Source organism: Segniliparus sp. (genome assembly GCF_051660745.1).
In the GTDB taxonomy this organism is placed as follows: domain Bacteria; phylum Actinomycetota; class Actinomycetes; order Mycobacteriales; family Mycobacteriaceae; genus Segniliparus.
This window is the reverse complement of the sequence record NZ_JBOFQF010000035.1, coordinates 151,198-172,928: the sequence shown is the minus strand read 5'-3', so window position 1 is coordinate 172,928 and position 21,731 is coordinate 151,198. Positions and strand designations below refer to the sequence as shown.

At 63.5% G+C, this 21,731-nt stretch carries 24 protein-coding genes and 1 tRNA gene; 14 read left to right on the top strand and 11 right to left on the bottom strand.

The genetic code is table 11. The features are described 5' to 3' along the window. Positions 1 to 19: 19 nt before the first annotated feature. Genes ACRC20_RS12395 through ACRC20_RS12385 form a run of 3 tightly spaced genes read right to left on the bottom strand, consistent with a single transcriptional unit; the run spans position 20 to position 4,014 of the window. Positions 20 to 1,855: an arabinofuranosyltransferase gene (locus tag ACRC20_RS12395; RefSeq protein ID WP_438686681.1), complete on the bottom strand. Its 1,836-nt coding sequence runs from the start codon at positions 1,853 to 1,855 to the stop codon at positions 20 to 22. Beyond that, entirely contained in the window at positions 1,852 to 2,607 is a 756-nt protein-coding gene (locus tag ACRC20_RS12390; protein ID WP_438686680.1) for a decaprenylphospho-beta-D-erythro-pentofuranosid-2-ulose 2-reductase, read from the bottom strand. Before ACRC20_RS12390 ends, ACRC20_RS12395 begins: the two co-directional genes overlap by 4 nt. Further along, positions 2,608 to 4,014 carry an FAD-binding protein gene (locus ACRC20_RS12385; protein WP_438686679.1) on the bottom strand — a complete coding sequence of 469 codons (1,407 nt, stop codon included), beginning with the start codon at positions 4,012 to 4,014 and terminating at the stop codon, positions 2,608 to 2,610. 126 nt (positions 4,015 to 4,140) lie between these two features. Here ACRC20_RS12385 and ACRC20_RS12380 point away from each other — a divergent pair. Further along, positions 4,141 to 4,213, top strand: a tRNA-Leu gene (locus ACRC20_RS12380). Between the two features lie 199 nt (positions 4,214 to 4,412). Here the strand turns inward: ACRC20_RS12380 and ACRC20_RS12375 are convergent. Beyond that, positions 4,413 to 6,308, bottom strand: coding sequence for a hypothetical protein (locus ACRC20_RS12375; protein WP_438686678.1), 1,896 nt, complete (start codon positions 6,306 to 6,308; stop codon positions 4,413 to 4,415). Further along, complete coding sequence (locus ACRC20_RS12370) at positions 6,305 to 7,258, bottom strand: hypothetical protein (protein ID WP_438686677.1); 954 nt, start codon at positions 7,256 to 7,258, stop codon at positions 6,305 to 6,307. Before ACRC20_RS12370 ends, ACRC20_RS12375 begins: the two co-directional genes overlap by 4 nt. A 353-nt stretch (positions 7,259 to 7,611) precedes the next feature. Here ACRC20_RS12370 and ACRC20_RS12365 point away from each other — a divergent pair, with 353 nt between their 5' ends. Next, positions 7,612 to 8,739 (top strand): helix-turn-helix domain-containing protein, encoded by a 1,128-nt coding sequence (locus ACRC20_RS12365; protein WP_438686676.1) that lies wholly within the window; start codon positions 7,612 to 7,614, stop codon positions 8,737 to 8,739. Here ACRC20_RS12365 and ACRC20_RS12360 read toward each other — a convergent pair. After that, positions 8,736 to 9,053, bottom strand: coding sequence for a helix-turn-helix domain-containing protein (locus tag ACRC20_RS12360; RefSeq protein WP_438686675.1), 318 nt, complete (start codon positions 9,051 to 9,053; stop codon positions 8,736 to 8,738). The genes ACRC20_RS12365 and ACRC20_RS12360 overlap by 4 nt on opposite strands. A gap of 139 nt (positions 9,054 to 9,192) precedes the next feature. On the opposite strand from ACRC20_RS12360, the gene ACRC20_RS12355 reads away from it, so the two are divergent. The 10 genes from ACRC20_RS12355 (at position 9,193) to ACRC20_RS12310 (ending at position 14,738) form a co-directional block, all read left to right on the top strand. After that, positions 9,193 to 9,354 carry a hypothetical protein gene (locus tag ACRC20_RS12355; protein ID WP_438686674.1) on the top strand — a complete coding sequence of 54 codons (162 nt, stop codon included), beginning with the start codon at positions 9,193 to 9,195 and terminating at the stop codon, positions 9,352 to 9,354. A 5-nt stretch (positions 9,355 to 9,359) separates the two neighbouring features. Then, positions 9,360 to 10,295: a hypothetical protein gene (locus tag ACRC20_RS12350; RefSeq protein WP_438686673.1), complete on the top strand. Its 936-nt coding sequence runs from the start codon at positions 9,360 to 9,362 to the stop codon at positions 10,293 to 10,295. 163 nt (positions 10,296 to 10,458) lie between these two features. Next, positions 10,459 to 10,800: a hypothetical protein gene (locus tag ACRC20_RS12345; RefSeq protein WP_438686672.1), complete on the top strand. Its 342-nt coding sequence runs from the start codon at positions 10,459 to 10,461 to the stop codon at positions 10,798 to 10,800. Further along, positions 10,797 to 11,135: a hypothetical protein gene (locus ACRC20_RS12340; RefSeq protein ID WP_438686671.1), complete on the top strand. Its 339-nt coding sequence runs from the start codon at positions 10,797 to 10,799 to the stop codon at positions 11,133 to 11,135. Before ACRC20_RS12345 ends, ACRC20_RS12340 begins: the two co-directional genes overlap by 4 nt. Further along, positions 11,135 to 11,368, top strand: coding sequence for a hypothetical protein (locus ACRC20_RS12335; protein ID WP_438686670.1), 234 nt, complete (start codon positions 11,135 to 11,137; stop codon positions 11,366 to 11,368). The genes ACRC20_RS12340 and ACRC20_RS12335 overlap by 1 nt, the downstream gene beginning before the upstream one ends. Further along, positions 11,368 to 11,742, top strand: a complete 375-nt coding sequence (locus ACRC20_RS12330) for a Fic family protein (protein WP_438686669.1) — start codon at positions 11,368 to 11,370, stop codon at positions 11,740 to 11,742. Before ACRC20_RS12335 ends, ACRC20_RS12330 begins: the two co-directional genes overlap by 1 nt. Then, the gene (locus ACRC20_RS12325; RefSeq protein WP_438686668.1) at positions 11,739 to 12,329 is read left to right on the top strand and encodes a hypothetical protein; all 591 of its coding nucleotides are present in this window, start codon (positions 11,739 to 11,741) and stop codon (positions 12,327 to 12,329) included. The genes ACRC20_RS12330 and ACRC20_RS12325 overlap by 4 nt, the downstream gene beginning before the upstream one ends. A gap of 429 nt (positions 12,330 to 12,758) precedes the next feature. Beyond that, complete coding sequence (locus ACRC20_RS12320; protein WP_438686667.1) at positions 12,759 to 13,556, top strand: hypothetical protein; 798 nt, start codon at positions 12,759 to 12,761, stop codon at positions 13,554 to 13,556. Next, entirely contained in the window at positions 13,546 to 14,262 is a 717-nt protein-coding gene (locus ACRC20_RS12315) for a hypothetical protein (RefSeq protein ID WP_438686666.1), read from the top strand. Before ACRC20_RS12320 ends, ACRC20_RS12315 begins: the two co-directional genes overlap by 11 nt. After that, positions 14,262 to 14,738 carry a hypothetical protein gene (locus ACRC20_RS12310; RefSeq protein ID WP_438686665.1) on the top strand — a complete coding sequence of 159 codons (477 nt, stop codon included), beginning with the start codon at positions 14,262 to 14,264 and terminating at the stop codon, positions 14,736 to 14,738. Before ACRC20_RS12315 ends, ACRC20_RS12310 begins: the two co-directional genes overlap by 1 nt. A gap of 119 nt (positions 14,739 to 14,857) precedes the next feature. On the opposite strand, the gene ACRC20_RS12305 is transcribed toward ACRC20_RS12310, so the two are convergent. From ACRC20_RS12305 to ACRC20_RS12295, 3 genes are read right to left on the bottom strand one after another with little or no spacing between them, the layout of a single operon-like run. Beyond that, the gene (locus ACRC20_RS12305; RefSeq protein ID WP_438686664.1) at positions 14,858 to 15,838 is read right to left on the bottom strand and encodes a hypothetical protein; all 981 of its coding nucleotides are present in this window, start codon (positions 15,836 to 15,838) and stop codon (positions 14,858 to 14,860) included. Beyond that, positions 15,835 to 16,863, bottom strand: coding sequence for a DNA cytosine methyltransferase (locus ACRC20_RS12300; RefSeq protein WP_438686663.1), 1,029 nt, complete (start codon positions 16,861 to 16,863; stop codon positions 15,835 to 15,837). The genes ACRC20_RS12305 and ACRC20_RS12300 overlap by 4 nt, the downstream gene beginning before the upstream one ends. Further along, a complete protein-coding gene (locus tag ACRC20_RS12295; protein ID WP_438686662.1) occupies positions 16,860 to 17,012 on the bottom strand; it encodes a hypothetical protein in 153 nt (50 codons plus the stop codon). The genes ACRC20_RS12300 and ACRC20_RS12295 overlap by 4 nt, the downstream gene beginning before the upstream one ends. A gap of 110 nt (positions 17,013 to 17,122) precedes the next feature. Between ACRC20_RS12295 and ACRC20_RS12290 the strand changes: the two genes are divergently transcribed. Further along, complete coding sequence (locus ACRC20_RS12290) at positions 17,123 to 18,487, top strand: hypothetical protein (protein ID WP_438686661.1); 1,365 nt, start codon at positions 17,123 to 17,125, stop codon at positions 18,485 to 18,487. A gap of 558 nt (positions 18,488 to 19,045) precedes the next feature. Then, on the top strand, positions 19,046 to 19,540 hold the full coding sequence (locus ACRC20_RS12285) for a hypothetical protein (RefSeq protein WP_438686660.1): 495 nt from the start codon (positions 19,046 to 19,048) through the stop codon (positions 19,538 to 19,540). A 66-nt stretch (positions 19,541 to 19,606) separates the two neighbouring features. Here ACRC20_RS12285 and ACRC20_RS12280 read toward each other — a convergent pair whose 3' ends face one another. Both ACRC20_RS12280 and ACRC20_RS12275 read right to left on the bottom strand, forming a co-directional pair. Beyond that, positions 19,607 to 20,491: a hypothetical protein gene (locus ACRC20_RS12280; RefSeq protein ID WP_438686659.1), complete on the bottom strand. Its 885-nt coding sequence runs from the start codon at positions 20,489 to 20,491 to the stop codon at positions 19,607 to 19,609. 92 nt (positions 20,492 to 20,583) lie between these two features. Further along, positions 20,584 to 21,498 carry a hypothetical protein gene (locus ACRC20_RS12275; RefSeq protein WP_438686658.1) on the bottom strand — a complete coding sequence of 305 codons (915 nt, stop codon included), beginning with the start codon at positions 21,496 to 21,498 and terminating at the stop codon, positions 20,584 to 20,586. Positions 21,499 to 21,731 lie beyond the last annotated feature (233 nt).

The following is a 21,731-nucleotide window of genomic DNA, read 5'->3' as shown; positions in this document are numbered from 1 at the left end:
GCGAGGCGCCAGCTGGGCGTCAGGAACGCCGGATCACGACGGCGAAGGGCCCGTAGTCGCGGGTGGTGAAGCGGTCGGGGGAGAAGAGCTTCGGGTCGAATGCCACGTCCTCGCGGACCACGTTGGGCTGGTTCGGGAAGATGTCAACGGAGAGCCGCAGGAGGTACTTCCCGTCCGCGCCCCGCCGGAAGAGGACCACGTCGGGCGCCCGCCACGGCGACGCGTCCCAGGCCTTGACGAGCTCCGCCGAGCTGGCGAGCCTCGCCCAGGACTTGATCGCCGCCGAGCGGTCGGCGAAATGCGCGAGCGGGTTGGCGTAGTGGGGGGTGAGCGCCTGGAAGCCCCAGTACGGGTAGATCGCGAGGAAGCCGTAGTCGGCGGTGAGGACTTCGAGGTCGCGGGGCTGTTTGCCGGTGGCCTGGCGGATCGCCTGGTCGATGTCGCGGTAGTACTGCCCCTCGTCGGGGGCCCGCCCGTCGCCCCGCTTGCCGTCGCCGTCGGTGTCGGTGTTCGCGACGGTGAACGGCTCGACCATGAGATTGAGCATGGACTGCGCGTAGGAGACGGCGACGACGATCGCGAATGCCGCCGCGATGGGGCGCAGGCCGAACCTGCGCCCGCCGACGCCCCGGAGCCGGACGGCGAGCACCCGCGCGCCGAGGAGGAACGCCAGCGCGCCCGCCGCGACCAGGATGGCCAGCAACGGCACGAGCAGGCGGAACGAGAGGAGCGTCGTGCCCTTGAGGGAGAGCAGGAAGGACGCGAACGTCACCAGGTACGCCGCGGCTGCGGCGATCCCGAGCGCGTGGGCGATGTGGTTGCGGCGGAACCACCCGACGATCCACAGCGTCCCGGCCAGGCATGTCGCCCCGGAGATCAACGTCCAGGTCATGGGCAGCGACAGGGTCGCCCCGTTGCGCATCATGAACCGGGGGGCCATATCCGTCGCGGGTGGATGGCGCAGCGCCGCGTAGAGCCACGGCCCCCAGCTGACGAGCGCAATGGGGATGGAGACGGCGGCCATGCCCGCGAGGCGCTTGTACGCGGGCCTGCCGCCGCGCCGCCCCGCCGAGACGGCGAGGAGGAAGACGGCCAGCGCCGCGTAGCCCGCGTAGAGCGTGTATGTGAGCGCCGCGAGCCCGAGGTAGACGCCGACACCCCACACGCCCCGCCCGCCGCGTCGCAATGCCCGATACGCGATCACGAGGACGGCGGGCAGCGGGAGGGCGAGGACGGCTCCGTACGGCTCCGGGGAGCCGTGCACGATGATCACGGCGGTCTCGGCCAGCGCCACGACGAGCGCGCGGTCTCTGCGCAGGACCTTCGACCAGAGCAGGTACGTCCCGACCGCCGCGACCGCGATGCTCAGGATCGAGTACGGCTTGTACGCGGCCCAGCCCGGCCATCCCGCGAGGTGCGCGAGCTGGCCGCCGACCCAGAACCACGCGGGCGGGTAGTACGGCGGCATGTCCGGGTAGGTCATGTCCGCGAGCGCGGGGGAGTCCGCGAACCTCGTCAGGTACGAGGTGCGGAACTGCGGGTCGATGGTGATCCCGAAGAGGAACAGCCGGGTGGAGCCGAGCGGCAGGGTCAGCGTCGCGGCGGCGAAACCCGAGATGGACAGCCACGCCAGCTGCTCTCCCCAGGGTTTCCCGCTCCTGAGCCTGAGCGCGGCCAAGAGAGCCAGGGCGAGGCAGACGAGCTGGCCAGCCGTGGTGGCGGCGTACGGGACGTACGAGTTGTTGTACGAGGGCCACCGGACCATGGCGACGGCCTTGAAGCCGACGAGGCTGACCACCGCCGCCACCGCGAGCGCGAGAGCCGGCTGGAGAGCCCGAAGCCGCCTGTCGATCACACCGGCAGTTTGCGGAAGATGGCCCGGGGGGTGTGGCGGAACGCGCTCATGACGAAGCGGAACGCGAAGGGGACCCAGACGATCTCCTTGCCCGCGCGCATCCCGGCCACGGCGGCCTTGGCGACGTCGACCGCGTCCACAGTGAGCGGGGCGGGCGCGTGCCCGGCGCTCAGCTTGGTGCGGACCTGGCCGGGGCGCACGACGGTGACTTTGCCGCCATGCTCCGCGAGCGCCTCGCCGAGGCCGAGGTAGAAGCCGTCGAACCCGGCTTTGGAGGAGCCGTAGACGAAGTTCGCCCGGCGCACCCGCTCGCCCGCGACCGAGGAGAGGGCGATGATCCGTCCGTGCCCCTGGCGCTTGATCTGCTCGCCGAGCAGCACGCCGACCGACAACGAGGCGGTGTAGTTCACCTGGGCCAGCTCGACCGCCTTGGCCTGGTCCTGCCAGTTCTCCTCCGCGTCGCCGAGCACCGCGAACGCCACGACGCTCACATCGACGTCGCCCGCCTCGAAGGCGGCCTCGATGGTCTTGGGGTGGTTCGCGAAGTCGGTCGCCTCGAAGTCGACGGCGCGGACCTTCGCGCCCTTGCCCTCGAGGCGCTTGGCGGCGCCGTCCCGCGCTGTGCCGGGCCGGGCCGCGAGTGTCACGACGAGCGGGCCGGAGGCGAGCAGCTCCTCGGCGATGGCGAGGGCGATCTCGGACGTGCCGCCGAGCAGCAGCAGGGACTTGGGAACGCCGACAGCGTTGATCATTTAAATGAGCTCCAATCTTCTGCCCAGGTCAGAGGTGAACACACCGTCGGGGTCGACGGAGCGGCGGACATCGATCCACTCGCCGATCCTCGGGTACATGGCGTGGAAGGTCTCGGGGGCGACGCGGGAGTCCTTCGCGGTGTACACGCGCCCCCCGAACTGCAAGATCCGCGCGTCGAGGCCGCTCAGGAACTCGTGCAGGCCGGGTTTGATCGGGAAGTCCACGCAGATGTTCCAGCCGCTGATCGGGAAGGACAGCGGCGCCTGGTTCCCCGGCCCGAAGAGCTTGAACACGTTCAAGAAGGACACGTGGCCCGAGGCCTGGATGTCCACGATGATCCGCTTGAACTCCTCGACCGCCTCGGGGGGGACGATGAACTGGTACTGCAGGAAGCCGTTCGTGCCGTAGCCCCGGTTCCACTCGCCGATCATGTCGAGCGGGTGGTAGAACTGCGTCAAGTTCTGGACCTTGCCCCGGTAGCTTTTGCCGAGCTTGTACCAAACGGCGGTCAGCGGGCCGAAGGTGAGCTTGTTGGCCAGGCCGTTCGGGAACACGTCGGGCGCGGTGAACAGCTGCGGCGCGTCGAACTTGAGCGGGTCCTTCTGCAGCTCGACCGGCAGTTGGTCGACCGTGGCGAGCGATCCGCGCGAGACGACCGAACGTCCCAGCTTCGGCGGCGCGGAGATCGCGTCGAACCATGCGGAGGAATAGGTGTAGTTCGCGTCCGAGCCGTCGCTGTGCAGCGCGATGGTCTCCTCCAGCGAGGCAGGGACGTCGCCGTCCGCGATGAAGTACGCGGTCTCGGTGGGAGTCATCTCGATCTTGGCCCGCAGGACCACCCCGGTCAGGCCGCAGCCGCCGACGGTCGCCCAGAACAGGGCCGAGTCCGGGCCCTCCGGCGCGATGGTCCGGACCTCGCCGCTCGCGAGCAGGAGGTCGATGGAGCGCACGTGGTTGCCGAAGCTGCCCGCGCTGTGGTGGTTCTTGCCGTGGATGTCGCTGCCGATCGCGCCGCCGACCGTCACCTGGCGCGTGCCGGGCAGGACGGGCACCCACAGGCCGAGCGGCAGTCCGACCTTCATGAGCAGGTCGAGGCTCACCCCGGCGTCGACGTCGGCGATCCGGGTCTCGGCGCTGATCGAGTGCACTTTGCTCAGCCCGGTCATGTCGAGCACGACCCCGCCCGCGTTGAGCGCGTGGTCCCCGTACGAGCGCCCGAGGCCCCTCGCGAGGACTCCGCGCCGCTTCGCGGGGGCGACATCGGCGTTGTGCTGCGCGACGGCGGCGACCGCGTCGACCGCCTGCTGCGGATCGACGACGGACAGCACCTCTGCTCTGGTGGCAGCCGTGCGCGCCCAGCCGGTGAGCAGCTTCGGCGTGGTCGCAAGGCTCGGAGGAGTAGACATCGAGCTAGAGGCTACTACACAGGGGTCGCCGACGCGGGGCGCGACGACACCATTCGCCGCAGTCGACGCCCTTCGGGAGCCGTTCGCCAAATCTCGTGCCGTCCGCTATAGTCGAACGTCGCACATGCCCCGGTAGCCCAACGGTAGAGGCGACGGACTCAAAACCCGTACAGTGTGGGTTCGAATCCCACCTGGGGCACTCAGGGTTGTTTGCATTACTGAGCTGGTCTTAGTTGCAGAACCTCATGACGGCGGCTCGCTGTTGCGATGGATAGACAAAAATCCTCCCCCGAGATTGATCGGGGGAGGATTTTTGCTGTTCGGGGCTCGGTTTTCACCGCTGGAAGACTGGTTTTTCGGATTTGCCCGACGACCTGTAGCCACTCCTCTCGGAGTGGCTAGTTCGCGGCCTCGGCGGCGGGACCGACCAGCGGGGGAGCGTTGGCTCGTTGACGGTAGGAGTCGAGAGTCTGCTTCCTTCGCCTCCTGTCTGTGCGGGCGACGATCCGCTCGGCGGTGGTCTTGATCGGTTTGGCGAGGAAACTGTCGATCATCCTGATGTTCGCGCCTGCCAATAGGACGGCCACGCACAAAGACTGGAAGGTGTAGCCGCGCGCTCTTCTGCGTCCAGCGCTTCCGAGAGCGCCCTTCCCCTCGTCTTTGACCATCGCGTTCAACCCCTCGATGGTGCTGCGCGGCGTCTGGTACAACGTGTGCCACTCCTTGCTGCGGTACGGGACAGCTTGTCCGTACTTCAACCCCGCTTCGTTCGCCCCCGCGTCGGGGCCGAACGCGACCGACGAACGGTTCGAGCAGATCCTGTCGGGATGCTTCGGGGGTTTGATGATCTTGGTGCGGAGCTTCGGGATCCCGAGACCGACCGATGTCTGCTTCTGAGGTTTCAAGGGGCAATCGACCGTGGGGTTCGGCCCCATCGCGGGACACCGCATCTGCACAACGCCGTTCGAATCCGCTTTCTCCTTGGTCTGCAACATGTAGTCGCGCCGCGCGTCGATCAACCGCTGATACGTGTCGTCGCTGATCTTCTTGTTCAGGTGGTCGATACTGGCTTCGATCAGAGCGGTCGGCATGCTCGGGCAGTACCAAGTCCCCTCAACCAGTAGTGCCCCCGCGTGTTGGCCTTGGATTCCGAGCTGGTCGGATCTTAAATCCGCGACGAACTTGTACCCGAGTGCTTTGAGCGGTCCTTGGAGTTTGTCGACATCGGAGTGAGGGAGGTACGCCCGGTCCCCGACAAAGTAGTTGATCGGGAGGCCGCGGTCCACAATCGCTCCGACGCACACCATCGCGTTCTCAGCGACCCTCCCCGCTGGCTTCTCCAGGCTCACGGACAGCGCGAGTTTCGGGAAGTCTGTCACACAGTCAGGGTCTTCGGCCATCACCGCGATGGTCGCCTCGTACGCCCATTTGAACTCTTCCTGGGTTCGTTTAAGGCGTTTGCGGCCCTTGTCGCCGTTGTGGTCCTTGTTCTTCTCGCCGTTGTGGTCCTCCGCGGTTCGAGAGTGCCATCCCGCGTCGAACTCGGGGGAGCACATCGAGTCAAGGGTGCGTTTTTTCGCACCAGGTGAACCAGCTTTCCCCCACACTGGGACCGCCGTCCCGTCCACCGAGATCGTGCCCCGCCAGTTGGCGCGGACTTCTTTCGGGAGGTAGAGGTACGTCATGTGGAGCAGTTGATTGGCGACCCAACTGCCTCGGCTGGACTTTTCCGCGAGGTTCTCGGACTCCTCGGCGCGCATCGCCCGAATGCGCAACACCTCCGAGTACCGCAGCCTTCTTCCCGTGCTGTGGGGGGCTGAGTCGATGGCGTCGAGGAACCTGCGGAGCGCCCTGCGGAAGTTCGTGTACACCTGGCCACAGTTCATATCGCTGGGATCGGCAGGGAGGCCGAGCAGTTCCCGACTCCTGGGGTTCAAACGCTCATGGACGGTTGTAGCCAGCTCCTTGATCAACAGGGGCTCACCGGTCACTGAGTGCAGGAGCATAATAATGAGGACTTGGCGGGTGGTGAACATGGCTGGGCGCCCGCCACGTTTCCCGAAGCCAGGGTCGCGCTGCTCGTCCTTGACCGGGCGCTTCGCCCTCGACCAGGCGTCGTCCTGACACCGCCACTCATGGGCTTTCTCCACGACGCCTGAGGCGTCCACCAGCTTGGCGGCGAGCTCGACGGTCCCAGTCGAATGCCAGCCCTTACGTGTGCGCGCTCCAGAGCTGGAGGGCAGCAGCTCGACGATCTTGCGTTCGAGCTCCGCGTCCTCTTGGTGAACGGTCACGTCCAGCCCGCCTCCCCGCGCAACGCCCTCCGCGCCACCACGGGGTCGGGGTCGGGCAGGATCGACAGGATTCTTTCCGCGCTCTCGAGGTTTCCGATGCCCGAGGCGTCGAGGAACGCTTTTATCGGCACCCCGTTCACAAGGTGCGCAGCCATCCAGGTGGCTCTCATCCGTATCGTGGAGGGGGCTCCCGCACCGTAGACTTTATGCGTGTTCGTCAGGTTTTTCGACCTTGACTTCGCTCGGGGCAGCACCAAGTAGGTGTCGGGGTCGCGCCCCGAGTTCACGACGTCGACGACGGCTTGCTCCCAGTCGCGCAGCATAGGAACCATGCGGGGATGCCTGCCGCCGACGATGTCGATGAGCACGCCGTCTTGATCCACGGTGACGTGTTTGACGAGAAGGTGTTCGACGTCGGCGCGCGTCAACCCGGCTCCGATCCCCAGGGCGAGGAGCAAGGCGGACTGCTCCCTCCTGTACGTTGTCCTGCCACCACGCGCCCAAGACCGCAAAGCGGCCTGCTCCGCCGTGGTGTACGGGGCGGCCACAGGGCTTTTGGCTATGGGGGGCAGGGGCTGCGGGTACGCCTCTGGCACCAAGACCCTGCCTATCCGCATCAGCGCCGACCGAATGTTCCTACGCGTGCGGAGCGTTCTGACTTTGTAGTAGTCTTCGACGAACAACGCGATGGTGTGGCGGTCGAGCACCACGGCTCGCTCCAACGGGTAGCCCTGGTTGTGGCACCAGGCGACCAGCCGTGTCGTTGGAGGGAGCGAGTAGTCGACGGCGCGGACGCAGATAGCCGCGAAGTCCGTGACCGTGGAGCGCACGAACGGGGCGATGACGGTCCACACGTCTGGCGAGATTTTCCTCGGCGTGTAGTTGGCGATCCGCTCCGCGACGGCGGGAGAAAGTCCCGAGGGCTTTCCGCCCTTGACGGCGGGGCTCATCGGAGTCCTCGTCTCTGTCGTGGGTGTGGGGGTGCTTGTTCTGGTTTCGGGCGTGTTAGACTCAAGATTGCCCCTTCCTGCGGGGTTTGTTACGGAATATTGGTCCGGGCTTCGGCCTGGGCGCTTCGCCCCTTCGAGCGTCAACTCGGAATAGGGGCAATGATGGAAAGGCCGCGAAGTTCCCGCTTCGCGGTTTCTTTCGTTCCAGGGGCGGGTTCAGGGATGGCGGGTCGTGTGGTTCTCCTAGATTTTGATTCTGGACATGACGCTAGCAACGGGGTCTGACAATCGTCGAGGTTTCAAGATTAGGTATCTGTTATCGTCGGTTGAACACCAGCCGAGAGGAGCCGCGCGTGCCAGTGCGACCCACGGGCGTGTTCGACGCCGCGCGGCTGCGGGAGGCCCGCGAACACGCGGGCCTCACCAGGGCCGCTCTCGCCCGCGACACGGGGGCGAGCCCCGACATGGTCGCCCTGTGGGAGGACCAGGGGGTCGTCCCGACGCCCGCGAAGGTGAAACGGCTCGCGGTCCTGCTCGGCCTGGAGGTGGAAGACCTCTTCCAACCCCTCGAAGGGGCTTCAGGATTGGTGATGCTGCGCGCCCGCGCAGGGTTGAGCCAACGCGCGTTGGCGAAAAAGCTGGGCGTCTCCCAGGCGCATGTGTCTCGGTGGGAGCGCGGCGTCGCGGTGGCGAGCGTGGAGCAGTCCGAGGCGATGGCGGAGATTCTGGGCGCCGACCTGATGGACGTGGTCGCCGCCGTCGATATCAGGCCCGCCCCCGGGCCTCGCGGCCCGAGCCCCGACAATCCGAAGAGACGTGACGATGATCCCGCGCTGCACCTGGTGTTGGTGTTCCCGTGGGAGTACGAGAACGACGAGCTCGTGCGGTTCGCGGCGCAGCCCTCCACGTTCTACTCCCCGCAAGGAGACCTGGCCGGTCCCGACGCCGCGGACGGGCTCGACCCGACCAGGCTGGCGGCGCGCATGCTCTCCTACGCGTATGCGGAACGGCACGTCCACACCCATGTCGAGGCAAGGGTGGTGATGGACGGGGAGCTGGTGTACTCGATCCGCTATCAGATCAGGCCGACCGACGCGACACGCCGCGAACTGCTCTTCCGCGCCCTCGCCGCGGTCCTCACCCCAAAACCCCCGAACACGGTCGGCAATGACGACCCCGCGGTGCGGGCCGCGCTCAGACGAGAGCTCTTCCCCCTCCTCCCCGAATCCACAGAGGGGGCGGGCAGGCTGATCGTCGCCGCGTTGTCCACCGACCCCATGTCCTGGCTCGGGGCGCAAACCCCAGCGGGCGGTTCCCTCTTGGCCGTCTTCCAAGACGACGCGGGGAAAATCCAGCTCCTCGGGCACAGGGACGGGCAACTACGGGACGGTTGGGGATGGAAGTCCCACGACCAGCTCGGCCTCACCCCCGACTCGACGCTCGGCGAAACCATCGCACTGCTACAGGAGAGGCGCAGCTAGTTTTCCGCTGTCGCGGCGGTCTTGGGGAGGTGGTCGAGGGGTTTGACGAGTTCGCTGATGTTCTCCTCCAGTCCGATGCTCAACTTGAGGAGGGCTTTGGCGGTGGGGTTGAGTTTGCCGTGCTCGTAGCGCGAGATGGTGTTGCGTGGGATGCCTGTGCGGGCTTCGAGGTTGTCGAGGGTGAGCTTCTTTGCGACTCTGACGCGTCCGAGCTCGATGGCGAGCGAGGCGACGTCCACCTTCTCGGCTTGGGCGGCGAGCCGTGCTTCGAGCGCCCTGTCGGTTTCCGCCGCTTTCCTGCTGGACGTGCTCATGTGTCCAGGATGGCCGCGCCCCCGATCCTGACGCAGTGACTTATAAGTAGACAAATTGACTTATAAGTGGATACGATGTCGAGGTGGCCGCCACCAGGCCAAACACCACCACACCACCGCCGCACGAAGAGGAACACCAATGGCCAAGCAGTTCAAGACCGTGATCATCAAGAACACCTCGACTCTGGACATGGACATCGAGCAGAAGTCGAACTCGTTGGGTCGGGAGGGCTGGCGCCGCCTCGACGTCGTGCGGGAGTCCGAGCGCAAAGCCATCATTCAATACGTGAAGGAGGCGTGATCTTGATGCGAACCTTCACCCTTCCGCAGCGAACCGCGTTGATGAGCACGTTCTTCACAGCGGTGGCCACTATGAGCTGTCTCGCCACAGTCTTGGCTTTGACCTCGTGCCAACGTGGCGGTGTGAGGAGCCCCGCCCCGGTTCCCGCCGCGAACACGCAGGACGAGCAGGCCGCGCAGGACGCGCGGGAGAAGGCGGAGGTCGCCAGGTCCATTGACCAGCTCGTCCCAGGATCTCCCATCACGATCGGGACCGGGGCGGACGCGAAGACCTGCACCGCTGGTTGGGTTGTCGCCATGTCGGGGGAGTTCGACGGACGGATGGGCATCCTCACCGCAGGACGCTGCGCCCCCAACAAGGCCGAGGTCCATGTCCTCTACGTGCCCCGAGGCAAATCAGCCGTCGTCGACGGCATGACGAACGTCCTGATCGGGCACGTCGTCGCGGGTGGCCCGCTCCACAACGTCCCAGGAGATCCCGACGTGTCGATCATATGGGTCGAGACCCAACCAAGCGAGTTCGGGTCGCTCGGCGTCCTCCCGAACGGACAAGTCAGAATCTCCGAAGAGGTCGCCAACGACGCCTCTAGCTGGATCGACAAGTACGGCGCACCGAGATTGTGCTGGGGCTACTCCGCAACCAGACCAGAACTCAGCGTCAGCAGAGTCGGGTGCGGAACAGCGAGGACCACCACGGCGAACAACTCCTTCATCGTGCGTCCCGAAGACGTTGCGAGAGCTGTTCCTGAAATCCTCGGCGCCCCAGTGTGGACGGAAAGTCGGGACAAGAAAATCGCTGGAATCGTCACGTCGGTCGAGAACGGGAACGTCGTCGTCACCACGATCAACAAACTGGTGAAGCGAATTCCGGCCACAATCTGCCTCGACGTCACATCCAGCGGACAAGGCTGCGCCACCCGCCCCATGACCGAGCCGAACTGATCATGGAGCCTTTGCCGAGAACGAACCCGTTCGTGCTCATGCTCAGTGATCACGAACTCGATTGGATCAGGGAAGCCGCTCAGCACGACGGCGTTGAGCCAGTGGATTTCATCCGACAAGCCGCCCTCGACGCCGCGTTCCAACAACGGAAGGAGAACGTCCGATGACTGAGATTGATTTCACCGACCCGTATTGGGGTTCGTACAGCGATGTCGGACCAGGATGGCACGGCATCGTCCTGGAACTCGACAAGAAGCTCCGCGAGGAGGCTCCAGGGTTCCGATGGTCGCAGATCAAGGAGAAATTCGGAGGCTTGCGCGCCTACCTGTTTTTCGGCGAGGACACACCCGATGAGGTTCGTGAGCGCGCGCACCAACTGACCGACGCCGCGGAGGAGCAAGCCTGGAAGACCTGCGAGAAATGCGGGGAACCGGGCAGGATGCGGAAAGAGCACGCCTGGGGCCGAACCCTCTGCGACACATGCGATTCGGAGAGCAAGCCATGAGCAAGATCGATTTCAGGCATCCGTATTGGGGGAACTGCGCGAGCGTCGGACCGGGCTGGCTCCACATCCTTCTGGAGCTCGATCAGAAGATGCGGGAGATAGCCCCCGATCTTCGATGGCGTGGGATCGAGGAGAAGTTCGGTGAGCTGCGCGCCCGCCCCGACATCAAAACTATCCCCTCGGGGGTTCTCGACCAGGCTCGCGAGCTCGTCCACGCGGCACGGCGGAAATCAGCGGCGACGTGCGAAGAATGCGGCGCCGCGGGGCGGCTTCGGAAAGAGCGGGGACCGCTACGGACACGCTGCGACCAGTGCGAGAAGGAAGAGAACGACTGATGGCTGTGTTCAAGATCGAATTGACCGAGGAGGAGCACGCGAAGCTTCGCGCTGCGGTGGAGTCGAGCGAGCACTCCTCCGCAGAGTCTTTCCTCTCGGGAGCTGTGACGCGGGCTGTGGAGGACCGTCTCGCCGCGGCCGAAGCGACCAGCAGGATCGTGGACCGCTCACGGCTGGCCGTCTACGGCCTCCTCCTGAACGCTGGCGACAGCGCCGTGGAGGAGGGGTTGTGATGCGGTTCCTCACGGAGGACGACGTGTTTTGGGCGGGTCGGGTCGCATGCCGCTGGCATTTGACGGTGCGGGACTCGGGCGCGTTGAGCACGGCCCTGTTCGAACACGCCGCTATCTACGGCATGGACTTGTTCGAGCGGGCGGCGGCGCTCCTCTTCTTCATAGCGTTCACGGAGCCCTTCGCCTTCGGGAACAAGATCACCGCGTGGACCGCGACATGCCTGTTCCTCGATCTGAACAACCATGTGTTGCGCGACGACTTCGACCCCGAGAAAGCCGCGGGCCTCGTTCTCGGAGCTACTGACGGGAACCTCGCCCGCCCGCAGATCATCCAAGAGCTCAGGGAGCTGTTCGAATGGAGGAACCCAGAATGACGAAGAACGAGACCGTGGAAGAACTGACCCCTGGGATGACCGGGCGGTGGCTCGTCACGACACAAGGCAGTCAGCACCTTTGGGATCTCGACCGCATGCTGTACACCAGGTTGCCAGGTGAGCAGTCCCTGGCGGGCAAGTTCGGGTTGGACGGCGAGGCGCACCCCATCACCAGGATCGGCAGGCACCCGCGCGTCGGAGAAACGAGCCTGGTGTTCTTCGACGACCCATCGGACCCCACGAAATACCACTGGCGGCAGAGTTCTGTCATCAAGAAGATCGAACGCCTCCCCGACACGACGGAGGACCAGGGGGAGGTTCGAGCCGTGAACGGATACGTCATCATCCACGGCGCGGACCCCATCACCCCAGGCGAAGCCTGCTACACCGCATTCTGCCTCGCCGACCAAGGCGAACACGCCCTCGCCGAACGAATCAGGAAGGCCGCAGACCAAGCAGACCGCCAAGAAGAAGAAACAACGAGCCGCGACGAAGAGGACAACCAAGGCTCATGGGCCTACCTGAGCGGGGCAGTCAAATCCACCCTGGAAGAAGGTCTCGGACAAGACGGAGAGGGTTCGGACTGAACGCGCTGCGGGTGACAGCTTCGACCAGCGGTTTTCCTGATCAATGTTGATGCGGTCTCCGCCGCGGATGTTACTATTTCTGAAATATCCAACCTCTCGTGTGGAAAGGCTGTGACCTGGTGGAACCCGCTGCGCGTTTGGCGGTTTCGCCTGGGCATGTCGCGGGGTTCGGGACCAGTGTCGGGGATTTCACGGACCAGTTCTGGGATTTGGCGAACAAGACCATGGGGTCGGTCGAATTGCCGTCGGGCGCGACTGGTCTGCTCGCCGATTTGGTCGCGCCGCTCGGGGGCTTCCGTGACAGAGTCACTGACGCTCATCAGCAAGACAGGGAGGGGTTGTACAAGCTCTCGGGCGGGTTGTCGGAGGCTGGGCGGTTGTATCACGGGCGGGATGGGAAGAGCGCCGCCGCGCTTAATATTTTTTGGGTTGAACAGCGCCGCCGCTGCTGCCGAACTCGACCACACGCCATGGGGCGGGGCGCAGCAGGTCGACGTGCCAGGGGTCGCTCCCGCAGACGCCAGCACGCGGCAGGTCGTGCGGTGGGCCATCGAGGCCCTCGCCCCGTTCGAGGAAGGTCTTCGGAACGCGGCGGGGATCAGACCCATAGCGGACCATCTCGAACCTGTCGATTGCGACTGGGGCGCCTTGCAGCCCCTCGCGCAGCACGTCGGGATCCTCGGCTCGAACGACACAGCGTTGGCGAGCAACCTCGGCAACGGTTCGAAATGGCTCACCGAGAACCACTGGTCGGGGACCGCCTCGCAGGCGTTCACGGCGGCTTCGAACACGCGCCGCGACTCCGCGGACGAACGAGGCAGCCACATGACCGGTGTCGCCGCTGTGCTCCGACAGGGCGGGCTACAGGTCGAGCAGCACGCCCGCAACCAGGCGTTCGCCTTGGTGAACGACCTGATGCGCCCAGCCACCTTCGAAAAGTTCACCCTGCCGCTCGGGCTGTGGGGCACGATCCTCGACCGCCAGATGAGCGAGAGCATCAGAGCCGAGATACGCGGCGACCTCCAAGCTGTCCACGCCGCCGCGGCCTCCCGCCATGAGGACATCCTCTCGACTGTGCAGAGCATGAGGGACGCGCTGCAGAGCGAGTCTGCCCAAGCGGTCCCTGGCACTGGCGAGGCGATGACCGTCTCTTCCGTTCAGGCGCGTGGCCGTACGGGCTACGGGTACGGGGGCAACAAGTGGTGGGAGCACGATCTTGCCGTTTGACCCGCCTCCTGACAACCCCTGGTCCCCAGACCGGCCTGTGTTCAACTCGCTCGACGGCTTCGAGGAGCAGGTTCGCGGCTACACCCACGCGGCGGACGTCGCCGCCATCAGGTTGGCGTGGGCCAGTCTGGGGTGGACGTTCGCCAACCATCTGCTGGACTTCTACATGATGAACAGGTACGACGGGCAGAGCTACCAGATGACCTCGGACGAGATGAGCATGGTCCTCAACGCCTCCCCGAAGGTCGGAGTCGACGATCCAAACCTGAAGTACTACCCTTACGACGGGCAGAACGTGGTGGACGTCGGGGTCCAAGAGATCGTGCGCTCCGCAAGGGAGCGGTGCTTGGACAACCCCCGCGAGTTCGAGTATTCGAACAGCTACAAAACCGACTGGATACCGACCAGGAAGATCATCGACGGAATAGCGGGCGGGAATCTCGGCAACGCCCTCGGCGGCTTCTACATGGGCGTCAGCGGCGAAGTCGTCGTCCACAAGCCGAGAGGCGGTCAGCCGATGAGCTACGAGGCACAGTACGTCGTATACGTGTACGACCAGTACTATTTCCACGGCACCGCCAAAGGGCAGGGGTACCTCAGTGAGGCGATGGACATCAAGATGAGGTTCCTTGAGGAGTCCGGGTTCGCGCGCAGCTTCACAACCAGGGGCGCCTCGCCCATCCAGACGAAGCAGGGAGTTTGCTGATGCCTCAGTTCACCACAGCGCTGTCCGCGAGGGGACTCGCCGCTTTGTTCGGAGCAGTCTTGTTCCTGGGCGGCTGCGGACATAGCTCGGACAAGACTGACGACGCTCTCGGAGACGCCGCGTCCTGCGGCAACATCCATTTCAAGTCGCGGCCCTCTGTGGTCTTCACGGAATATAACGACAAAGTGGGCGGCGTGGAATTCTCGGTCAGATTGGTCGTGGACGTGCCCAACGCCGACACGGAAGCCTTCGAGAAGCTCTCCGACCTCCCCGAGCCCACCCCAGGCCCGCCAGCAGTATGGAGCAATTCCTTTTTGAAGGACAAGGCTTTGTCTGAGGGGATCAAGGCCAGCAGCCCCGAAGACTTCCAGCACGTTATCCAAGAGCGGGCCTCCACTCCCTACTCCCGTCTCGTCGTCATCCAGAAGACTCCACGCCCGGACACGCGGATATATATCTACGTGGGCTGCGGGTAGCCGCGCTTCTCCGACCTGGGCTCAGCGCGCCCCAGCTGGTTGTCGCACGGCGTGTTGGATGATCTCGGTCGCTAGCGCGGAGGCGGATAACCTCTGTTCCGCCGCGGTGATGCGGAGGCTCAGGCTTCAGGGGGATCGGCGGGGTAGTGTCGCGCCCACTCTTCAACTGTTTGCTGGAGAGACGTCGGATAGAGGATCTGCCTTTTCGTCTCGGTGTTCCAGTTTTGCGCTTGCGCTTCGAACAACGCCACCGCGCATTCGGCCATCGACACGGCGATCCCAACGCCCTCCATAATCATGCGAGACAAATCGACTTCGCCGTTGGGTATGTAGTCCAATGGCCATTTGAGTCCGTGGACAATCGCCGAGCTTATGGTGTAGAACGACGTGGCCGCGTCTTCGAACCCGTACCCTTCGCGTCCGAATGATCCGTTTGTGTCGTGTGGGGGTGGGTGTTCGTCCACCCATTTCGCAGCCGCCTCGACGATGCTGGTGTTGTTCGGCACTTTAGCTTTCGGAGTCTGGTTCTCGCCCCTCTTCAGCATCTCCACGCGCTCATCGAACAACCGAACATGCTCCAGGAACTTCTGGTATTCGACGGGTTGGTTTTTCCCTGGTCCTTGTTTGAACATCTTCCGAATCGAGCTGTGGTACTTCCTCTGTTCTTTGAGCTCTGACGCGGTGAATCGCACGCTGAGCCCGCGTCTCATAGCCCTGTCTGTGCTGGAGAGCAGCCATATGGTCGTCGCTGCGGATTCGGTCGCCATGCGGCTTAGTGTCAGCAGCGACCCTGCGTGACTCTCGCGAGAGATCTCTCGCCCTTTGATCAGCTCGTTGATCGCGGTGAGCCCGTCCACTGCGCTCATGATGGGGAAGACCGCCGTGCCGCTCACCATGTCGCCCGCGTAGTCGCTCATGAAGCCAGCGTCATCGAGCGCGAGGCTGCTCTGGGGGGCGACCAGATCGCGCCTGACGTTCAATGACCATGGCCCCAGTTCCGCGCCACGTTTCGCCTTCGCTTCCGTTCTGGCGATGATCGCCTGTGTCTCAGCTCGACGCCGTAAGGCGTCAAACACTGCCTGCGGGTCTGGCCTGTTCATCGGGCTACCGCCTTCTCGATGATCTCGGCCGCGAGTGCTGATGCGGAGAGTCCCTGGTGGGCTGCGGCGATTCTGAGTTTCTTGACCAGTGGTTTGGGGAGTTCGATTCCGACCCTGGTTTCTGGTGGTCGGGGGATTCGCCCGATCGGACTCGTGGCCGCGGTGATCAATGCTTGTGCCAAGGGTGGTGGGATGGCGTTCCCGATTTGTAGTCTCTGCGCGTTCGCCCCTCCCGACCAGGGATAGTCGGGCGGGAATCCTTGGAGAACGCCGCATTCTTCGACGGTGAAGGGGATGAGCGTGCCGTTTTCGAATTGCCAGTGCGGTGATCTTCTGGTGACGGTGACGCTCGGTTGAGACAGCCCGCGTATCGTTCGGCCTCGTTCTTGGGCGGTGCGTGCCCCATCGGGCGCGCTCCCCGAATAATTGCTCCGCTGCGTCCTTCCGTCCGAGTACGGGAAGACGCTGCTCATCGGGGTTGTCGGTCCTGGTTCTGGGAGTCGAACTGCTCCGAGACGGGAGGCGACGAGAACGGCACGGCGACGAGACTGAGGAACGCCATGAGCGGACGCGTCGAGCACGCTGGTCTCGACGGAGTACCCCCAACCGCGGAGGCGTTCCGCGTACGCCTTCCAGACTGGCAGAACCGTGGGCACCTGCTCCAGGGCGATCCATTCGGGACGGATGGTCCTGATCCAGCGGAGGGGCTCCACCGTCAACCTCGTGCTTTGTTTGTCGAGTGCCGGGGTGTTCCCTCTTACGGCGGACAGCACCTGTTCGAGGGCCATTCGCCCAGCACCAGAACCCGCGATGCTGAACGTCGTGCAAGGAGGTGACGCCACAAGACCAGTGACATCGGGGAAGTCAGCGGGGTCCAGACCAGTCACGTCCGCCTCTATGACGTTGTGGCCTGCCGCTTTCGACGTTTCGGCAGCTTGCTGGTCCAGCTCTATCCCGAGATGGGGGCTCGCTGGAGGGAGGGCGCACAACCACCCGCCCACACCGCTGAACAGGTCCAGAATCACGCGGTGACGGACTCCGAGAGGTGCCGCTCCACAGCCTCCGCGAGCCAGTCCTGAATGCTCTGATCCGACTGGATCGCATGCACCTTCATCTGCCGAGCCAACACGGTCGGCAACTTCACCGTCAACTTCGTCATCTCATCATCAGCCATGCGGCAGAATCTACCGCCCATCACGCGCGGTACCGCTCAACCTGGAAATCCAGCCGCCCCCACGGCGTGTCGAGTAGGAGAAGTGGGGCGGGCGTCACATGATGAGACGCATGACCGCATCGTCCAAGCCCAGTTCCGCTCCGAAGCCCACGAAGCGCAGCTCGACTGGTTCCGTCAGTGGACACAGTTCGATCAGTTGTGAGGAAGCGCAGAACCCTGACGATTGCACATGCGAGTGCCGTGGGGTGGCGCATCAGTCGAACGTGCTGCGCGTGGCGATCAGCCGCAAAGACATCCATGGCAAGGCGGTCGGATCGAGGAAGTTTCAATGGCTGCTGAACAACGTCTTCGGGGCGAGGTTCACCTCCCTGAGCGAGAACGCGATCCCTGGGAAGAAAGAGATCCGCGGGGGTCGCGGTGTATGGGAAGACCCAGGCGATCTCCTGTCCGTGAAACCAAAACGGAGGGCTAAGTGGCGCAGTCAGCGCGAAAAGCGGGTCGTGGACGTCACGCTGCGAGATGCCCTCGCGATCGTCTACCGTCTTCCCGACCAGGCGAAAGTGTCGTGGATGGAAGTCGCAAAACTTCTTACTCTTCAAGAAGACTATAAAAAATATGTCGAAGACATCGATAAAGTCATCGACCCCAAAGCGAAAGCCATCGACCCTAACACCAAGGAACCTCTTCAGAGGAACGACCAAAGCGCCTATTTCTGGTCCGCGATCCTCGCGGCTCTATCCGAATCCGCCAGTCGCATCCCGTTGAAACCGTTCTCGACCAAAGCCAACGCCGTGGAAGTAGACCAGGCAATCATCACCGCGATCAACGCCGAAGACCCGACCCAGACTGAGGACCAAAAACTTTTTAGCAAACGATGCTACCCTCGGCAGGACATCGTCCCTAAGGAGAGCGATCCTTCCGACGAACCGAAACCTTCTGAGATAACCGAAGTCGTCGTCGCAGAGGCAGTGAAAGTGGCCGCAGAACACCTCAAACCCGTCGCGACGAAAGCCTACTCGCTCAACATGCAGCAAGACGATTTCATCTTGCTCGTCCAGATCGTCGGCTCGGTGGTTAGCGCCGACTTGTGGCATCAGCCCGCCGCCGTCCGACACCTCCTGATCCCAGCGGTGCAGGCATTGCGGAAGCTTGAGAAGAAGCACAAGCTGACAGACTGGGTGGCGCTCGAAAAACCAGGCGAAGAGGCAGAGGTAGAAGTAGAAGTACGGAAGAAAGGCGCGAAGGCTTTCCAGTACGACCCCGTGGTCGGAGCCTTGTTCGCCCTTGACGGAGAAACGCCCGAGGAAACCCTCACTCCGAAAGAAGCAGGCACAGGGGTATTGCCCGTGGAAGACCTCCTCTACTGGGAAATGGGGGAGAACTGGGAATGGAATGACAACTGGGGTCCACCGTCAGGACGTTTTCGCACCCGTCTGCGCCCCAGAGGCAGATTCCGCAAGCGCCCTAGAAAATGATCCGCACGGTTCAAATGCTGTGGCACCCGAGGTCCGTCGCGGGTTGAACCATTTGAGCAATTGGGCGCGTTCGATGTTATCGGTTCCTGCTCCGCTATTCCATGACGGAGCAGCTATCACCCTCGCGTGACGGGTCTGAAACCAATTTTCTACTTGAACGCCCGTTTTTTTGAAGAGATCGTTATTCCGCGCTGTTTGTATCATGGGTTCGGAAATTCGCCCAGATTGAAACACAAGCGGGAAATTACCGCTGGGAGCATCGTGTGCTTGCCCCACGGGTTCGCGACAACAGTCCGGTACGCTCGTCATGTGGAAATCGGATATTCACGAACAAAATTTGTCAGCCCGCGAGAGGGGCGACATGTTTCTTTGATGTCGAATACCAGATTCCCGATGTTACAGCATTGAGGAGAGAACGATATGTCCGTGACGGCGGTTGTCGATAAGGTTGACCGACTGGGTTTGGTGACTGGTTCGACTATGGTTTTGTTGGGCGCTGGACTGCGGACTGAAGGGGCGAGGGAGGCTCGTGTCGTCTTCCATTACGGGGAGCACGCCGTGACCGTGCATATCGAAGGACTCGGCGTCGGCTCCTACGACCCAGGGCGCGGCGACACGCTGCTTCTGTCGGCGGAATTGACGGGAGGCGGCGGAGGGGTGCGCGAGCAGTCCGTGCGCGCAACTCCTGAACAGGCGGATTACGCGTACAGGGTGCTGCGTTTGCTCAAGCCGTATTTCCCGACTGACGAGATATCGCGATGCGCGGAAGAGTTCCTCGCCACGTTGAAAGACCGAGCCGAACAACATGTGTGGTGCATACGTGCCGACAACAATAGAATGATCGCTCATGCCCAGGTGTCCGAGTACACCACCAGCGAGTTCGAGAACGCCGTGGAAGCCATCCTGCCAGAGAACATCGGCATCAATGAAGACTACGACGAGGACGAAGAAGGAGAATGGGACGAGGATCTGGAGTCCCGCGTCACCATTGAACGAGTCCACGAGTCCGAGATCCCGGGCAACATCAAAATCATCGGCGCAGCATGGGCATGATCCGCCGCCATTCTGAACGCGAAAAGTCTGTGACAGACAGAATCTGGCACTGACCTCTGAGGGCGGTCAGAGGCGTGTCCACTGGTGCTGGTGTTTGATGTTCATATTGATGAATGACCAACGTTTTTCTGTTGTCGAGTTCAGGGTGACATCGCCCGAGTAGACGAGTATCGGGTCGTGTGAGTCGTGGAGGTCGGCGAAGATCGTATGGGTTCTGGCCCAGACCGAGACGTCCAAGCCGTGCTGGCCGTCGTCTTTTCGCGGCACGGAGATCGTAAGTCCCAGCTTGTGCTTGACACCCTGTGGTTTGATCGCGAACGGTTTATCTTCAGGGCGAAGCTCCAGAGCGACGGGATGCGGCCATTTCTTCTCTGGCTTTTCGCCTAGCTTTTGCGCGAACTTCTTGATCTGGTCGGTTTCGAAGTAGAATTCGCCGAACTCGATGTCCTGTCCTTTGTGCCGCAGGTAGAATTCGCCCTCCCATTCTCCTGGCGCGTCTTCGAGGTCGGATTTGAGTTTCGCGATGTCCGCCGCTGTGCGGAGGAACAGTCTCCACTGTTCTTGGGTCTGCCCGCTGCCGCGATGGGAATCGCGGGAGCCTTTGGCGTGGTGGCTGTCGTCCAGCGACATCAGGTAGACCCGGTTGCCCGATCTGGTGAGCAGGCCACCTGCACGTCGTGCGATCTTCGCCAGTCGGATCTCGGCGTTGAACCTGCAGTCATGGGAGTGCTCAGTTTGCCTATTCGGGTCTTCTCTGTTCGAGTCGGCTCTTGCGAAGTAGCCGCGAGCCCCAGACTTCTCAGACGGGCGGGCGACTCTCACGAAGCAAGAGCAGTGCAGGCAGCGAAGGAACTTCGGCCATGTGTGCCGTTCGCTGGGGATCTGCTTCCAGTTGACGATCTTCCATTCGGGTTCTGGGCCTATAGGCACACGGGCCTGCAGCATCGGCACGTCAACCGTCTCCTCTCGGTGTGACCTCGTGATCGTCCATGACGACGACTCTAAGGCCGCGCGGCCGTTATCGGCACGACGACGTGGTTCGGCTACGCGTCGGGGGACTTCTCCTCCGTAGAGCTGTCCGTGCTGGGAGGCTCATTTTTCGAAAGTGGTATATGGCGCATCATGGACCGGTTCTTCTCACGACGCTCCCTCACACGCGCCGCCTCGTCCAGCTCTTCCTTCGTGCGGGGCCGCAACGCTTCCGCCAACCTCCGCTCCACAGCAGGGTTCCTTATGGGAAGTCCAAAACCAGGCGGCTTCCCCGCGGGTTTCGGCGGGATGTGCGGGTGGAAGTCGCTGTTCCGCGCGAGCCATAGCGCGTGCGCCAGGTCGAGCGCGGTCATCTCGTCCACAGGTTTGCCCCGCAAGCTCCTCGCGACCTCGACGCACTTGTCCCTCGCGCCCGCTCCACTCGTGTCAATGAGAATGAAATGGTCAATAACGCCGACGACAAGCATGGGTAGGAACATCACCGGGTAGACCGCCGTGATGATCGCTGACGCGAAGAGGTCGCCCGAAGGTTTCACCCCTCGCGGATCTGGCAGCCGTTCCAACCCCCACGCGAAGAGCGCGAAGAACCATCCGACGCCCAGTGCGACCACCAAATAGCTTTGGGCCATCTGGTGGAAGCCGTACCACTCGATTCCGAGGAGCAGCAACGACGGCCACAGCCATGAGCGCCCCCACAGCAACGCCGCGAACGCCCCAGCGGCGACCACCCACGCCCATGGATGGTGCTCCAGCAGAAGCCGGGTCGCCCACACTGGCGGGCGCAGGTCCAGTTTGGCGAGCAACCTGATCCCCCAGGTGACCGGGCCCTCCGTGTCGGTTCGCCAGTGCTCCTTCGGCGCGAAGAACCAAACCCACCCGTACAGCGCCAAGACGCCTTGGATGAACAGGGAGTTCGCGCTGCTCATCAACGTTTTGATCTCATTCACGACAGGGGCGGGAATCGTCATGGGCCCAGTATCGGACAGGGCACTGACACGGACAGGGCCGCGAGCCGCGGCGCCTCTCGATTCCCACGACTGTTCCCGCAGCTCAGCAGGTGTCGCATGTTCCGCGCTCCGTTTTCCGTGTAGAGCTTGAACGGAGGATCGTGAATTTTCAGCCAGTCCTTGCTTCCGTGCCCTGGGCGACACGCCGCAATTAGTCCTTCCTGATTCCCCTGAGTGGGGGATACGCTGCGGTA

Coding starts and splice junctions, on each gene's coding strand:
- ACRC20_RS12325 (WP_438686668.1), top strand. CDS start 11,739: ATGACGAAGAACGAGACCGTGGAAGAACTGACCCCTGGGATGACCGGG.
- ACRC20_RS12305 (WP_438686664.1), bottom strand. CDS start 15,838: ATGAACAGGCCAGACCCGCAGGCAGTGTTTGACGCCTTACGGCGTCGA.
- ACRC20_RS12390 (WP_438686680.1), bottom strand. CDS start 2,607: ATGATCAACGCTGTCGGCGTTCCCAAGTCCCTGCTGCTGCTCGGCGGC.
- ACRC20_RS12360 (WP_438686675.1), bottom strand. CDS start 9,053: ATGAGCACGTCCAGCAGGAAAGCGGCGGAAACCGACAGGGCGCTCGAA.
- ACRC20_RS12290 (WP_438686661.1), top strand. CDS start 17,123: ATGACCGCATCGTCCAAGCCCAGTTCCGCTCCGAAGCCCACGAAGCGC.
- ACRC20_RS12295 (WP_438686662.1), bottom strand. CDS start 17,012: ATGGCTGATGATGAGATGACGAAGTTGACGGTGAAGTTGCCGACCGTG.
- ACRC20_RS12345 (WP_438686672.1), top strand. CDS start 10,459: ATGACTGAGATTGATTTCACCGACCCGTATTGGGGTTCGTACAGCGAT.
- ACRC20_RS12340 (WP_438686671.1), top strand. CDS start 10,797: ATGAGCAAGATCGATTTCAGGCATCCGTATTGGGGGAACTGCGCGAGC.
- ACRC20_RS12330 (WP_438686669.1), top strand. CDS start 11,368: ATGCGGTTCCTCACGGAGGACGACGTGTTTTGGGCGGGTCGGGTCGCA.
- ACRC20_RS12350 (WP_438686673.1), top strand. CDS start 9,360: ATGCGAACCTTCACCCTTCCGCAGCGAACCGCGTTGATGAGCACGTTC.
- ACRC20_RS12370 (WP_438686677.1), bottom strand. CDS start 7,258: ATGAGCCCCGCCGTCAAGGGCGGAAAGCCCTCGGGACTTTCTCCCGCC.
- ACRC20_RS12335 (WP_438686670.1), top strand. CDS start 11,135: ATGGCTGTGTTCAAGATCGAATTGACCGAGGAGGAGCACGCGAAGCTT.
- ACRC20_RS12310 (WP_438686665.1), top strand. CDS start 14,262: ATGCCTCAGTTCACCACAGCGCTGTCCGCGAGGGGACTCGCCGCTTTG.
- ACRC20_RS12385 (WP_438686679.1), bottom strand. CDS start 4,014: ATGTCTACTCCTCCGAGCCTTGCGACCACGCCGAAGCTGCTCACCGGC.
- ACRC20_RS12275 (WP_438686658.1), bottom strand. CDS start 21,498: ATGACGATTCCCGCCCCTGTCGTGAATGAGATCAAAACGTTGATGAGC.
- ACRC20_RS12355 (WP_438686674.1), top strand. CDS start 9,193: ATGGCCAAGCAGTTCAAGACCGTGATCATCAAGAACACCTCGACTCTG.